The organism is Streptomyces griseoviridis (assembly GCF_005222485.1).
Classification (GTDB): Bacteria; Actinomycetota; Actinomycetes; order Streptomycetales; family Streptomycetaceae; genus Streptomyces; species Streptomyces hintoniae.
In genome coordinates, this window is the sequence record NZ_CP029078.1 from 2,389,213 (window position 1) to 2,404,002 (window position 14,790).

9 protein-coding genes are annotated in these 14,790 nt (G+C 74.0%); 4 read left to right on the top strand and 5 right to left on the bottom strand.

Going from position 1 to position 14,790, the window contains the following annotated elements:
• Positions 1-3 precede the first annotated feature (3 nt).
• Positions 4-2,529, top strand: coding sequence for an ATP-dependent helicase HrpB (hrpB, locus tag DDJ31_RS09675; protein ID WP_127180682.1), 2,526 nt, complete (start codon positions 4-6; stop codon positions 2,527-2,529).
• On the opposite strand, the gene DDJ31_RS09680 is transcribed toward hrpB, so the two are convergent.
• The 3 genes from DDJ31_RS09680 to DDJ31_RS09690 all read right to left on the bottom strand — a co-directional run bounded on the left by DDJ31_RS09680 (position 2,519) and on the right by DDJ31_RS09690 (position 5,559).
• Positions 2,519-3,511, bottom strand: coding sequence for a DUF3068 domain-containing protein (locus DDJ31_RS09680; RefSeq protein ID WP_127180681.1), 993 nt, complete (start codon positions 3,509-3,511; stop codon positions 2,519-2,521). The genes hrpB and DDJ31_RS09680 overlap by 11 nt on opposite strands.
• A gap of 38 nt (positions 3,512-3,549) precedes the next feature.
• On the bottom strand, positions 3,550-3,684 hold the full coding sequence (locus DDJ31_RS09685; protein ID WP_127180680.1) for an SPW_0924 family protein: 135 nt from the start codon (positions 3,682-3,684) through the stop codon (positions 3,550-3,552).
• A 135-nt stretch (positions 3,685-3,819) separates the two neighbouring features.
• On the bottom strand, positions 3,820-5,559 hold the full coding sequence (locus tag DDJ31_RS09690; protein ID WP_171480796.1) for a lytic transglycosylase domain-containing protein: 1,740 nt from the start codon (positions 5,557-5,559) through the stop codon (positions 3,820-3,822).
• Positions 5,560-5,888: 329 nt separating this feature from the next.
• Here DDJ31_RS09690 and DDJ31_RS09695 point away from each other — a divergent pair, with 329 nt between their 5' ends.
• The gene (locus DDJ31_RS09695; protein WP_127180679.1) at positions 5,889-6,743 is read left to right on the top strand and encodes a DUF4184 family protein; all 855 of its coding nucleotides are present in this window, start codon (positions 5,889-5,891) and stop codon (positions 6,741-6,743) included.
• 38 nt (positions 6,744-6,781) lie between these two features.
• On the opposite strand, the gene DDJ31_RS09700 is transcribed toward DDJ31_RS09695, so the two are convergent.
• Together DDJ31_RS09700 and polA are read right to left on the bottom strand one after the other, a co-directional pair.
• Entirely contained in the window at positions 6,782-7,123 is a 342-nt protein-coding gene (locus DDJ31_RS09700; protein ID WP_127180678.1) for a hypothetical protein, read from the bottom strand.
• Between the two features lie 907 nt (positions 7,124-8,030).
• Entirely contained in the window at positions 8,031-10,766 is a 2,736-nt protein-coding gene (gene polA, locus DDJ31_RS09705; protein WP_127180677.1) for a DNA polymerase I, read from the bottom strand.
• Positions 10,767-10,956: 190 nt separating this feature from the next.
• On the opposite strand from polA, the gene DDJ31_RS09710 reads away from it, so the two are divergent.
• Positions 10,957-13,236, top strand: a complete 2,280-nt coding sequence (locus DDJ31_RS09710) for an FdhF/YdeP family oxidoreductase (protein ID WP_127180676.1) — start codon at positions 10,957-10,959, stop codon at positions 13,234-13,236.
• Positions 13,237-13,298: 62 nt separating this feature from the next.
• Positions 13,299-13,781, top strand: a complete 483-nt coding sequence (locus DDJ31_RS09715; RefSeq protein ID WP_127180675.1) for a PaaI family thioesterase — start codon at positions 13,299-13,301, stop codon at positions 13,779-13,781.
• Positions 13,782-14,790 lie beyond the last annotated feature (1,009 nt).

The following is a 14,790-nucleotide window of genomic DNA, read 5'->3' on the forward strand; positions in this document are numbered from 1 at the left end:
GGCGTGCCGCGCACCGGCGACCTCGACCGGCTCCCGGTCGGCTCCGCGCTGCCCGCCCTGCGGGAGGCCCTCGATGGGCACGGCGCGGCGGTGCTGTGCGCGCCGCCCGGCACCGGCAAGACGACGCTGGTGCCGCTGGTCCTGGCCGGGCTGGTCGGCGACGGGCCGCACCGCCGGGTCGTGGTCGCCGAGCCGCGCCGGATCGCGGCCCGCGCGGCGGCCAGGCGGATGGCGTGGCTGCTGGGCGAGCAGGCCGGTGACCGCGTCGGGTACACGGTGCGCGGCGAGCGGGTGGTGGGCCGCCGCACGCGCGTGGAGGTCGTCACGACCGGCGTCCTCCTCCAGCGGCTCCAGCGGGACCAGGAGCTGACCGGCGTCGACGTGGTGGTCCTCGACGAGTGCCACGAACGGCATCTGGACGCCGACACCGTGGCCGCCTTCCTCTGGGACGTGCGCGAGACGCTCCGCCCCGAGCTGCGGCTGCTGGCCGCGTCGGCGACGACGGACGCGGCGGGCTGGGCGCGGGTGCTCGGCGGCGCGCCGGTGATCGAGGCGGCCGGGACCGCCCATCCCGTGGACGTCGTCTGGGCGCCACCGGCCCGCCCGGTCCGGCCGCCGCACGGCATGCGGGTCGACCCCGCGCTGCTCGCGCACGTGGCGTCGGTGGTGCGCAGGGCCCTGGCCGAGCGGGACGGCGACGTGCTGTGCTTCCTGCCCGGCGTGGGTGAGATCGCGCGCGTGGCGGGGCAGTTGGGCGACCTCACGCCCTTCGGCGGCGGCGACGGCGTCGAGGTGCTCCAGGTGCACGGGCGGGCGCCCGCGGCCGTGCAGGACGCGGTGCTCGCGCCGGGCGGGCGGCGCCGGGTGGTCCTGGCGACGTCGGTGGCGGAGTCGTCGCTGACGGTCCCGGGGGTGCGGGTCGTCGTCGACTCGGGTCTGGCGCGGGAGCCGCGGGTCGACCACGCGCGGGGGCTGAGCGCGCTGACCACGGTCCGCGCCTCCCAGGCGTCCGGACGGCAGCGGGCGGGCCGGGCCGGGCGGGAGGCGCCGGGAGCGGTCTACCGCTGCTGGACGGCGGCCGAGGACACCCGCCTCCCGCCGTACCCGGCGCCGGAGATCAAGGTGGCCGACCTCACCGCGTTCGCCCTCCAGACGGCCTGCTGGGGCGATCCCGACGCGTCTGGCCTCGCGCTGCTCGACCCGCCGCCGGCCGGCGCGATGGCGGCGGCCAGGGCCGTCCTGACGGCGGTCGGCGCGGTCGACCCCACCGGACGGGCCACCGAGCGCGGTGCCCGCCTCGCCCGGCTCGGCGTCCACCCGCGCCTGGGCCGGGCGCTCCTCGACACCGAGGGCGCGGGGGCCGAGGTGGTGGCCCTGCTGAGCGAGGAGGCGCCCCGCTCGTACGGCGACGACCTGGCCGCCGCGCTGCGCGCCGCCCGGCGCGGCGACGACGGCTACGCGGCCCGCTGGCGCACCGAGGTGCGCAGGCTGCGCTCCCTGGCGGCCGACCCCGCCCTGCCCGCGCCCCGCGCCGAGACGGCCGGGGCCGGCAGGTCCGACGACCGGATGGCCGGGCTGGTCTGCGCGCTGGCCTTCCCCGAGCGGGTCGCCAGGGCCGACGGCGGCTCCTGCCTGATGGCCTCGGGTACCCGGGCCGAACTGGCGGACGGCTCCGCGCTGCGCGGGGCGCCGTGGATCGCCGTCGCCGTCGCCGACCGTCCCGTGGGGACCGGGCACGCGCGCGTGCGGCTCGGCGCGGCGCTCGACGAGGAGACGGCCAGGACGGCGGCGGCCCCCTTGTACGCCGAGGAGCGGGAGGTGCGGTGGCGCGGCGGCGACGTCGTCGCCAGGCGGGTGCGGCGGCTCGGCGCCATCGAGCTGTCCGTGCGGCCCCTGACCGACCCCGATCCCGCGCTGGTGCGCGCGGCGCTGCTGGACGGGCTGCGCGGCGAGGGGCTCGGGCTGCTGCGCTGGACGCCCGACGGCCTGGCGCTGCGCCGGCGGCTGGCGTTCCTGCGTCTGCATCTGGGCGAGCCGTGGCCGGACGTCGCGGACGACGCGCTGCACGCGCGCGTGGACGACTGGCTGGAGCCCGAACTGAGCCGGGCGCGACGGCGCGGCGACCTGGGCGCGATCGACGCGGGGCGGGCGCTGGTCAGGCTGCTGCCCTGGGCGTCCGGGCAGGCGGCGCGGCTGGACGAGCTGGCGCCCGAGCGGATCACCGTCCCCAGCGGGTCGGGGATCAGGGTCGACTACGGGAATCCGGAACAGCCGGTGCTCGCGGTGAAGGTGCAGGAGATGTTCGGGTTGCAGGAGTCGCCGCGGGTGGCCGGGGTGCCGCTGCTCGTCCATCTCCTCTCCCCCGCCGGGCGTCCGGCCGCCGTCACCGCCGATCTGGCGTCCTTCTGGAGGGACGGCTACCGGGGTGTGCGGGCGGAGCTGCGCGGCCGGTACCCGAAGCACCCGTGGCCCGAGGACCCGGCGACGGCCGAGCCGACCCGGCACACCAACGCCCGTCTCAGGCGGTGACCGGTTCGGGCTCGCTGTCCTGGGCGGGTTCGGGTCCGGCGGGCCGGCGCCCGCGGGCCTCGGTGAGGAGGGCGAGGGCGAACAGCAGCGCGCCGAGGGCGAGGAAGCCCCACGGCAGGTACGCGGTGAGCAGCAGCACGAGGGTGCGGTTGGACTGGACGAGCGCGACGGTGTGCTCGATGTAGTCCTCGCGCATCTTGACGTGCCCGGCGAACGCCGTCACCTTGTCCCGGCCGCCCAGCAGGGTCCCGCCGCGCAGTTCCTCCCGGTGGATCTCCTCGCCGTAGACGGGGGCGCCGGTGACCGGTTCGACCCAGAACCTGCGGACGGTGGTGTACCAGCGGGTGGTCCCGGTCGCGGCGACCGACGCGGCGGTGATGCCCTTGACCGGCATCACCTTGGGGAAGGACACCTTGGTCCAGGGGACGGTCTGTTCGAAGTAGTAGACCTTCAGGCCGCGGAAGTCCCGGGTGCCCCGGTAGTGGATGGGGGCGCTGGTGCGGGTCTGGGCGTCGAAGTACTCGTAGTCGCGCTTCTCGGTCAGGAAGGGCCACTTGAACTCGATGCCCTCGCGGGTGACGGGGTCGCCGTCGACCATCTCGCCGGTGGCGTGGACGGGTTCCTGGGAGTGGGCGTCGAAGATGTACCGCTCGGGGATCTTGGAGACCATCGCGCCGTCGGGGCCCTGGACGTAGGAGAGCGAGTCCCAGACGACGACGTCGCGGCCCGCCGTCCGCTCGATCCGCCGGGCGGCCGCCACGTCGCCCTTGAGGGTCTGCACGACGGTGACCTTCGGGACCTTCTTCGCGCGCATGGTGCCGTAGTCGAGGAGGGTGGCGTCCTTGGCCTCGAGGACCATGTCCTGGTACTGGTTCGCGGGGATCTTCGCGAGGCGCGGGAAGGCATAGAAGCGCAGCAGCGGGCTGAGCGCGGTGCAGAGCACCGCGAGGGCGAGCAGGACCAGGCCGGACGTGCGGCGCATGACGGCCTCCTTCCCCGGCGGGCGGGCGGTGGGGCGGGTCAGGGGTGCGCGGGGACGGTCGTGAGCAGCGGCTTCGGGGACGTGCTCCCGGTCGGCGACCCCATCGCCGTGAGGGCGAGGACCAGCGCGAACGCGAGGGCGAGTCCGGTCGCGGCGGCGATCAGGGCGCGCATGCCTGCCTCCCTGCGGACTGGAGCTGATACAGCGTCAGATCCGGCACGGTAGCAACGGGCGGCCGAGATGAGAACACGTCGGGCGGACGCGAGGGCGCCCCGTCCGCGTCGCGGAGGGGCGCCCTGGCCGTTCGGTCACGCGGACGGGCTCGCCGAGGGGCTCGGGGAGGCCGGGGAGTCGGCGGCGGCGACCGTCAGTTCGACGGTGAGCGTGGCGCCGCCCGCGGTGGTGATCTTGAGCAGGAAGGTGCCCTCGGTGTCGTCGGCGTACAGCTCGGGCAGCCGCAGCACGCCCTTGGCGTCGGTCACCAGGCCGGTCAGGGTGCGCACGGGGTTGCCTTCGGCGTCCTTGAAGAAGGGGCCCTCGGTGTTCGCGGTGGCGTCGTCGGCGGAGGTGACGAGGGTGGCGGTGGCGCCGACCTTCTCCGCGGCGGCGCCCTTGTAGGTGGCCCGCACCTCGACCCGGTCGGCGAACTCCCCGCCCGGCACGCAGGTCAGCGCGGTGTCGTCGGTGCGGACGACGGCGTCGGCGACCCGCTCGGTGACGGTCGCCCGGTAGTCGAGCCCGGTGACCGAACGGCCCACCACGGTGGCCCTGATGACGACCTCGCCGGTCTTCTCCCCCGCCTGGAGCGTCGGCGCGACGGCCGTGCCCGAGGCGTCGGTGGTCACCGTGGCGACGGACTCGCCGCCGGTGAAGACGGTGTCGCTGTCGCCGACGACCGTGAAGCGGATCCGGACCTTCCCGACGGCCTTGCCCGCCTTCGTCTCCGCCTTGGTGCTGATCTTCTTGGTGAACGCCTCGCCCGCCCGCGCGGTGAGCTTCGCCGTCCCGCCGTCCGCCAGGTGGTCCACGGTGTCCGTGGGCGTGGGCGGCGGGGTGGTCGGCGGAGTCGTGGGGGGCGGAGTGGTCGGTGGGGTGGTCGGCGGGGCGGTCGGGGGCGGAGTGGTCGTGGGCGGGGTGCTGGGCCGGCTCGGGGTGCTCGGCAGGGACGGGATGCTCGGCGCCGTCGACCCGGTCCTGCCGTCGTCGCTGCGGCCCGACGGGACGCCACCGGTGCCGTCCGGGATCTCGTGGGTGCCCTTGCGGTAGTACTCCAGCCACGACAGGACGGTGGTCAGATACTCCCGCGAGTTGTTGTAGCTGAGGATCGCGCGGTCCAGATCGCCCTGGGCGGACAGGTCCCAGTCGTTGCGGCACAGGTAGTGACCGGCGGCGAGAGCGGCGTCGTAGACGTTGTTGGGGTCCTTCAGACCGTCGCCGTTGCCGTCGCGGCCCGCCCACGCCCACGTCGACGGGATGAACTGCATCGGCCCGACGGCCTGGTCGTAGCTGCTGTTGCCGTCGTACTCGCCGTTGTCGGTGTCCTTGATCAGCGCGAAGCCGTTGCCGTCGAGCTGCGGACCGAGGATCGCGGAGGTCGTCCTGCCGTTCGCGTCGACCTGGCCGCCGCGCGCGTGACCCGACTCCACCTTGCCGATCGCGGCCAGGAGCTGCCACGGCAGGTTGCAGCCCGGCTTGGACGCGGCGAGTTCCGCCTCGGCCTTCTTGTACGCGTCGAGAACGGTCGCCGGGATACCCGCCTCGGCGGCGCCCTGCGCGAGGGGCGTACCGGCGCCCGCACTCGCGCTCGGCGCGGGGTTGGGGCTGTTCAGCGGCGGAAGGTCGGTGTAGTAGGGCGAGTTGCCGGTCGCGCCGCCCTGGTCCGACCCGGTGGCCTCCGACGCGGAGTGCGCGTCGGCGGCGCCGGCTCTGTTCTGCTCGCCGACCGCGACGCCCGGTGCCTGGGACGCGGACAGGGCGGCGACCGCCGCCGCGGCCACGGCGGTCGTCGCCGCCCCCTTGCGCAGCCTCCTGCCGATGTGCGGCGCCATAGCGTGAACCAACCCCTCCCGTGGACACGCGCGCGTGCCCGTCCCTGTCCGTCGCGGGCCCGACGAGCCCGCACTGATGTGACGATCGACTTGGTGCGGTGGTTGCCCTCGCCGAGGTTTTCCATGCTTTTGTCAGGTGCTGAGACCGCACTCCCCGACAGGGTGCGGACCCAGGCGACCCTACGACAACTTGCTTTGCAGGTGCACCCGTTGGCGCCCGAATTTCACCACCTGGCCATCTGCCGTCGATCCACGGGGACGGCCCGCATACTGGACGGCACTGATCGTCCGGCCGGGACGCCGGGCAACGTCCCCCGCGAGGAGCCCAGTTGCCGTTCACCCTCAGCCACGCTGCCGCCGTCCTGCCCGCCGTGCGCGCCGACGGATCAGGCCGGGGACCACTCGTCCCCGCCCTCCTGGTCGCCGGCTCCTTCGCACCCGACCTCACCTACTACGCGGCCGGCGCCGTACCCGGGGCGATGGAGTTCGGCACGCTCACCCACTCCCTCCCCGGAGTCCTCACGGTCGACGTGCTGTTCTCCTGGACGCTGGTCTGCGGATGGCTGCTGCTGCGCGAGCCACTGGTGGCGCTGCTGCCCACGGCCTGGCAGGGGCGCCCGGCGGCGCTGCTGCGCTGCGGCACGCCGCGGACCCGCCCCCACCCGGCCCTGATCGCCCGCTGGTACGCCTCCGCCGTCCTCGGCTCCCTCACCCACATCGGCTGGGACGCCTTCACCCACCACGGCCGCTGGGGAACCCGGCTGATCCCGGCCCTGGGCGACACGGTCGCCGGGGCACCGCTGTACTGGTACGTCCAGTACGGAAGCTCGGCGGTGGCCGCGGCGGTCATCGCGGTCTTCCTGACCCGGTCACTGCGCCGCGTCCCGCTCCCCGACGGCCCGACCGGCGTCCCCCGCCTCTCCCGCCGCGACCGCGGCCGGGCGGCGGCCCTGATCGCCGGGTGCGCCGCCGTCGCGGCGCTGGTCCGGGCGACGACCTGGTGGTCGGCCCGGGGCGGGACGGCCAGACCCTGGGAACTGATCCCGACCCTCTGCTTCGGAGCGGGCGCGGGCCTCACGACGGGAGCGCTGCTGTACGCGACGACGGTACGGCTGCGCCGCCGCGAGAGCGCCACGACGGACGAAACGGGAACGGAATCGAGGACGGAGGCGGGAGTGAGCTGACCCGGGACGTCACGGGGTGCGCTCGCACCCCGGGCGGGTCAAGAGCTGGACGAGCCGCCGGGACGGGACGCCGTCGAGGTCGGCCGGGCCACGAAGACGGTGAGGGTCCGGGCACGGCGGGCGGGGCGCGGCAGGCGGGCGAGGGCCGTGGCCAGGTGGCCGCGGAGCAGCGTCGCCCGCAGGTACCAGGCGTCGGGCCCGGCGAGGCCGGAGCGGACGGTGGCGAGACGCCCGCGCAGCCCGGCGGCGAGACCGAGCGGGATGCGGGCGGTGCTCGCGGCGGTCGCGACCACCGGAGCGGCCCGACCCGATGCGACGTCCCCGGCGCCGACCCGCCCCCGCGGGGACACCGGCCGACGGTTGAGCATGCGTATACCCATGCCCGCATCCTGACGCCCCTGCCGGAGCGCGGTCGCCCGCACGACACCCACGCGGGTGACACCCGAGCCCCGGCCAAGACCGGAAGGGCCGCCCCGCCTGAAACAGAGGCCGCGACCTCCAGACGGCATCGCCACACTTGCGCCAGGGCCAAGGGCCCGAGCCGCGCGACCTGGGGAGCGACGCGGGGCACTGGGGACTGGGGGTCTGGGGACTGGCGGAAGCGAGGCCAGCCGGGGGCCGGGGGCCCGAGGCCGAGACCGGGGGCCTCAGGCCAGGACCGGGGGCCCGAGGCCGGGGCCGGGGCCGGAAGCCCGGGACCGAGGCCAGGACCGGGCCCGAGACCGGGACCGGGGGCCCGAGACCGAGACCGGGGCCGGGGCCCCAGGCCGGGGCCGGGCGCCCGAGACCGGGGGCCGAGGCCCGCGGAACCACCGCGGCCCGGGAGGCCCGGGAGCCCCAGGGCCGGGTGGGCATGGGAACCAGGGGCCAGGGGCCAGAGGCCGAGACCGGGGGCCGAGGCCGCGGAACCACCGCGGCCCGGGAGGCCCGGGAGCCCCAGGGCCGGGTGGGCACGGAAACCCGGGGCCAGGGGCCAGGGGCCGAGACCGGGACCCGAGGCCCGAGGCCCGCGGAACCACCGCGGCCCGGGAGGCCCGGGAGCCCCAGGGCCGGGTGGGCACGGGAACCTGGGGCCAGGGGCCAGAGGCCGAGACCGGGGGCCGAGACCCGCGGAGCCACCGAGGCCCGGGAGCCCCAGGGCCGGGTGGGCATGGAAACCCGGGGCCAGGGGGGCATGGAAGCCCAGGGCCGGGTGGGTCCGGGAACCCCGCGCCGGATTGGCCGGGCCCAGGGTCCCCGGGGCCGGCGGGGTCCAGGCCCCGTGAGCCCCTGCCGAACCGCCGCGCGCTAGTGCGCGGCCGACTCCCAGTCGTTCCCCACCCCCACCGACACGTCCAGCGGGGCCCGCAGGTGGACCGCGTTCGCCATTTCGTGGCGGACGATCTTCTCCGTGGCCGCCCGCTCGCCGGGGGCGATCTCCAGGACGATTTCGTCGTGGACCTGGAGCAGCATCCGCGACGTCAGCTTCGCCTCGCGGAGCGCCTTGTCGACGTTGAGCATCGCGATCTTGACGATGTCCGCGGCCGTGCCCTGGATCGGCGCGTTGAGGGCCATCCGCTCGGCGGCCTCACGGCGCTGGCGGTTGTCGCTGTTGAGGTCGGGCAGGTAGCGGCGGCGGCCGAAGAGGGTCGCCGTGTACCCCGTCGCCCGCGCCTCGTCCACGGCCCGCCGCAGATAGTCCCGCACCCCGCCGAACCGCTCGAAGTACGTGTCCATCAGCGCCCGCGCCTCACCGGCCTCGATGTTCAGCTGCTGGGAGAGGCCGAACGCGGACAGGCCGTAGGCGAGCCCGTACGACATGGCCTTGATCTTGCGGCGCATCTCCGCGTCCACCGCCGTCTTCTCCACCCCGAACACCTGCGCGGCGACCGTGTTGTGGAGGTCCTCACCGGAGGTGAACGCCTCGATCAGGCCCTCGTCCTCGGAGAGGTGGGCCATCACCCGCAGCTCGATCTGGCTGTAGTCGGCGGTCATCAGGGACTCGTAGCCCTCGCCCACCACGAAGCCCCGGCGGATCGCCCGGCCCTCGTCGGTGCGGACCGGGATGTTCTGGAGGTTCGGGTCCGTGGAGGAGAGCCGGCCGGTCGCCGCCACCGTCTGGTTGAACGTGGTGTGGATGCGGCCGTCCGCCGCGATCGACTTGATCAGGCCCTCGACCGTGACCCGGAGCTTCGCCTGCTCACGGTGGCGCAGCATGATGACCGGGAGTTCGTTCTCCGTCTGCGCGGCCAGCCAGGCCAGCGCGTCGGCGTCCGTGGTGTAGCCGGTCTTCGTCTTCTTCGTCTTCGGCAGCCCCAGCTCCCCGAAGAGGACCTCCTGGAGCTGCTTGGGCGAGCCGAGGTTGAACTCGTGCCCGGCCGCCGCGTGCGCCTCCTTCACGGCCTGCTGCACGGCCCCGGCGAACATCTGCTCCATCGCCTCCAGGTGGGCGCGGTCGGCCGCGATGCCGTGCCGCTCCAGACGCGAGAGGAGGACGGACGTCGGCAGCTCCATGTCGCGCAGCAGATCCGCCGCGCCGACCTCCTGGAGGCGGACCCCGAACGCCTCCCCCAGGTCGAGGACCGCACGCGCCTGGACCATCAGGGAGTCGGCCTCGGCGCCGTCGTCCGCGCCGAAGGCGAGCTGCCCGTCGGCCGCGGCCGCCGGCGCCAGCTCACGGCCCAGGTACTCCAGGGACAGCGCGTCCAGGTCGAAGGAGCGGCGGCCGGGCTTGACCAGGTACGCGGCGAGCGCGGTGTCCATCCAGACGCCCTCGACGCTCCACCCGTGCTCGGCGAAGACCCGCATCGCCCCCTTCACGTTGTGGAAGACCTTCGGCCGCGCCGCGTCGGCGAGCCAGCCGGCGAACGCCCGCTCGTCGGCCTCGTCCAGCTCGGCGGGGTCGAACCAGGCGGCGGGACCGCCCGCCGCGGCCAGCGCGACCTCGGCGACCGACCCGGCACCCAGAGCCCAGGTGTCGACGGTCGCGACCCCCAGCGCGCCCGCCTCAGGCCCGGTGTGCGCGTCGAGCCAGCCGGCCAGCTCACCCGCGCCGATCACCGTGCCGTCCACCGCCACACCCGGCGCGGCGGCCGGTGCGCCCTCGGCCTCCTCCGCGCCAGGGTCGACGGCGAGGAGCCGCTCCCGCAGCGACGGGTTCCTGATCTCCAGGGTGTCCAGGATCAGAGCCAGCGTCTTGCGGTCGTAGGGCTGCCGCTCCAGGTCCGTGACCGCCTTGGGCAGCTCGACCGTGCGCACCATCTCGGTGAGCCGCCGGTTGAGCTTGACGGCCTCCAGGTGCTCACGCAGGTTCTGCCCGGCCTTGCCCTTCACCTCGTCGACACGCTCCACCAGCTCCGCGAACGAACCGAACTGGTTGATCCACTTCGCGGCTGTCTTCTCGCCCACCCCGGGAATGCCGGGCAGGTTGTCGGACGGGTCACCGCGCAGCGCGGCGAAGTCCGGGTACTGCGCGGGCGTCAGACCGTACTTCTCGACGACCTTCTCCGGGGTGAACCGGGTCAGCTCGGAGACACCCTTCGTCGGATACAGGACCGTCGTGTGCTCACTGACCAGCTGGAAGGAGTCCCGGTCACCGGTGACGATCAGCACCTCGAAACCCTCGGCCTCCGCCTGCGTGGCGAGGGTCGCGATGACGTCGTCCGCCTCGAAGCCGTCGACCGCGAACCGCGAGACGCTCATCGCGTCGAGCACCTCACCGATCAGCTCGACCTGGCCCTTGAACTCGTCCGGCGTCTTGGAGCGGTTCGCCTTGTACTCCGTGAACTCCTCGGAACGCCACGTCTTGCGCGAGACGTCGAAGGCCACCGCGAAGTGCGTGGGCTCCTCGTCACGGAGGGTGTTGGCCAGCATCGAGGCGAAGCCGTAGATCGCGTTCGTCGGCTGGCCCGTCGCGGTCGTGAAATTCTCCGCGGGCAGCGCGAAGAACGCGCGATAGGCCAGCGAGTGCCCGTCCATGAGCATCAGGCGGGGCCGCTTGCCGCCGGGGGACTTGTCGGTCTTCTTCGCTGCTGTCTCTGCCACGCCCCCGATCCTGCCACGCCGCACTGACAGTCCGCCCCGCCCCGGCCACCGGCACCCCGCCCGGCCGCCCCCGGCGACCGCGGGTGACGTGCCGCTCACCGCCCGCTCACCCGAGGCCGCCCCCGCTGTCGGTGTCACGTGCGAGGATCGGAGACGTACCTGTACACGACCGCGCGAAGGAGTGTGGGTGATGGCCACCAAGCCGCCCAAGGGCGATCCGGTCCAGGACGCGCCGCAGGTCACCGAGCCGAAACACGCGGCCGCCGGACTGCCGGCCATCGGACACACCCTGCGCATCGCCCAGCAGCAGATGGGCGTGAAACGCACCGCGCTGACCCTGCTGCGCGTCAACCAGAAGGACGGCTTCGACTGCCCGGGATGCGCCTGGCCCGAGCCCGACCACCGGCACACCGCCGAGTTCTGCGAGAACGGCGCGAAGGCCGTCGCCGAGGAAGCCACCCTGCGCCGGGTCACCCCCGAGTTCTTCGCCGCCCACCCGGTGGCCGACCTCGCGGACCGCAGCGGCTACTGGCTCGGCCAGCAGGGGCGGCTCACCCACCCCATGTACCTGCCCGAGGGCGCCGACCACTACGAACCGGTCTCCTGGGAGCGCGCGTTCGACATCGTCGCCGAGGAGATAGCCGCGCTCGGCTCACCGGACGAGGCCCTCTTCTACACCTCGGGCCGCACCAGCAACGAAGCCGCCTTCCTGTACCAGCTGTTCGCCCGGGAACTGGGCACCAACAACCTGCCCGACTGCTCCAACATGTGCCACGAGTCGTCCGGTTCCGCCCTGTCGGAGACCATCGGCGTCGGCAAGGGCAGCGTCCTGCTCGACGACCTGTACCAGGCCGACCTGATCATCGTGGCCGGACAGAACCCCGGCACCAACCACCCCCGGATGCTCTCCGCCCTGGAGAAGGCGAAGGCCGGCGGCGCCCGCATCATCAGCGTCAACCCGCTGCCCGAGGCCGGCCTCGAACGGTTCAAGAACCCCCAGACCCCGCAGGGCATGCTCAAGGGCGCCGCCCTCACCGACCTGTTCCTCCAGATCCGCCTCGGCGGCGACCAGGCCCTCTTCCGCCTCCTGAACAAACTGATCCTGCGGACCGAAGGCGCCGTCGACGACACCTTCGTCCGCGAACACACCCACGGCTACGAGGAGTTCGCCCACGCCGCGGAAGCCGCCGACTGGGACGAGACCCTCGCCGCGACCGGCCTGACCCGCGCGGAGATCGAGGAGACCCTGCGGATGGTGCTCGCCTCCGAGCGCACCATCGTCTGCTGGGCGATGGGCCTCACCCAGCACAAGCACTCCGTGCCCACCATCCGCGAGGTCGTCAACTTCCTCCTGCTGCGCGGCAACATCGGCCGCCCCGGCGCGGGCGTCTGCCCGGTGCGCGGCCACTCGAACGTCCAGGGCGACCGCACCATGGGCATCTTCGAACGCCCCGCACCCGCCTTCCTCGACGCCCTTCAGCGGGAGTTCGGCTTCGCTCCCCCGCGCGAACACGGCTACGACGTCGTCCGCGCCATCCGCGCCCTGCGCGACGGCGAGGCGAAGGTCTTCTTCGCGATGGGCGGCAACTTCGTCTCCGCCTCCCCCGACACCGAGGTCACCGAGGCCGCGATGCGCCGCGCCCGGCTCACCGTGCACGTGTCGACGAAACTCAACCGCTCCCACGTCGTCACCGGCGCCCGCGCCCTCATCCTGCCGACCCTCGGCCGCACCGAACGCGACGTCCAGGCCGGCGGCGAACAGTTCGTGACCGTCGAGGACTCCATGGGCATGGTGCACGCCTCACGCGGCCGCCTCGAACCCGCCGGCCCCGCACTGCTGTCGGAGCCCGCCATCGTCTGCCGGCTCGCCCGCCGGGTGCTCGGCACCGGCAGCGTCGTCCCGTGGGAGGAGTTCGAGAAGGACTACGCCACGGTCCGCGACCGGATCTCCCGCGTGGTACCCGGCTTCGAGGACTTCAACGCGCGCGTGGCGCACCCCGGCGGCTTCGCACTGCCCCACGGCCCGCGCGACGAACGCCGCTTCCCGACCGCCACCGGCAAGGCCAACTTCACCGCCGCCGCCGTCGAGTACCCCGAACTGCCCCCCGGACGGCTGCTGTTGCAGACCCTGCGCTCGCACGACCAGTACAACACCACGATCTACGGCCTCGACGACCGCTACCGGGGCATCAAGAACGGCCGCCGCGTGGTCCTCGTCAACCCGCAGGACGCCGCCGAACTGGGCGTCGCCGACGGCACCTACGTCGACCTGGTCGGCGAGTGGAAGGACGGGGTTCAACGACGGGCGACCGGCTTCCGGGTCGTGCACTACCCGACCGCGCGGGGCTGCGCCGCGTCCTACTACCCCGAGACCAACGTCCTGGTCCCGCTGGACGCCACCGCCGACACCAGCAACACCCCGGCCAGCAAGTCCGTGGTGGTCCGTCTGGAACAATCGACGACCGACTGAGCGTTTGCTCAGCGAGGCGGCCCGGGAGGCCGCGGCGACCACGACGAACGGAGCCTGACGCGATGGGCGAGCAGCAGCAGACGCAGTTCCCGCAGGAGGTCATCGACGAGTACGCCGCCCTCGGCGTCGACCTGCCCGCGCTGTTCTCCGCCGGGCACCTCGGCACCCGCATGGGCGTCGAGATCGTCGAGGCGTCCGCCGACCGCGTGGTCGGCACCATGCCCGTCGAGGGCAACACCCAGCCCTACGGCCTGCTGCACGGCGGCGCCTCCGCGGTGCTCGCCGAGACCCTCGGCTCGGTCGGCTCCATGCTCCACGGCGGCAGCGCGAAGATCGCCGTCGGCGTCGACCTCAACTGCACCCACCACCGCGGCGCCCGCTCAGGGCTCGTCACCGGCGTCGCCACCCCCGTGCACCGCGGCCGGTCCACCGCCACCTACGAGATCGTGATCAGCGACGAGGAGGGCCGACGCGTCTGCACCGCGCGCCTGACCTGCCTGCTCCGCGACGCCCGCCCCGGCGACGCCGCCCCCGCCGCACACTGACCCGACCACCGCCGCACCAGCGACAAGGAGGGGTGGGAGGCCGCAGCCGGCCACCCACCCCTCCCGCCGTCGGTCCCCAGCCGGACCCTCACACCCTCCACCGGCAGCGCGCACCCACCCCGGCCCGCCGATGCCCGCTCGGACATCCAACGCCCGCCTTCCGACCCGTCGTTGACCGAACCCCGCCCTCCGCTCACGGCACCCCGTCCCGGCCGCGCCCCGCAACGCCCGCCCCCCGAGCCGCCGTTGCCCGCGCCCCGGACCGCCGCCGCCCGCCCCTCCACCCACCGACGCGGACACCCCCACCCGCCCCCCGCCAGGCCACGCACCGTCAACAGCCCCGCCCCGGACGGCCGTTGCCACCACCCCACCCCGCCCGAGCCACCTCCCCCCACCTCTCCACCACCCCGGCACCCCAACTCCCTGTCACCGGCAGGTACTTCCGGCACGGCCGGCCTGCCCGAGCGGGCGACCCCGCAACCGGCCACCACACCCCCTCCACCCCACCCGCCCCCCATGGACCGATGGCCGAATTTCCCCTTCTCCGCCCACGCCAGAACGTCCCGGATGATCACAGTCCGGATATCGGTATCCGACACTTCGGGACTGCCCCCTAATGCGGACCTCCCCATTCTGGTCGTAACACTGGGTAACGCGCGCGCAATACAGCACCAAGGAATCCCCACCCCCGCCGACTGCCCGAGATCCCCATTCGCCTGCCCGAACAGCGCCCGTATCCCCACACCCCCGCACCCCACCCCCACGGCCAACCGGAAGTGCGGGTTCTCAGAATGCGGACCGGGCGGAAATTCCGCCAAAACGGCCGAGAATCCCCCGGGACAAGGCCCGCTCTCCAGGACGTCATAACAAGAAAGTCACAAGCCAGCCCACGGCGATGCCGCTGCGTACACACCGGGCTTAGAGTCACGGCCAGTCACCGCTCCATCGGGAGTTAGGTACCAGCGCGGCACCCCACCGTTCTCACCAGAACGGGAAGTGCCTGCGGAGA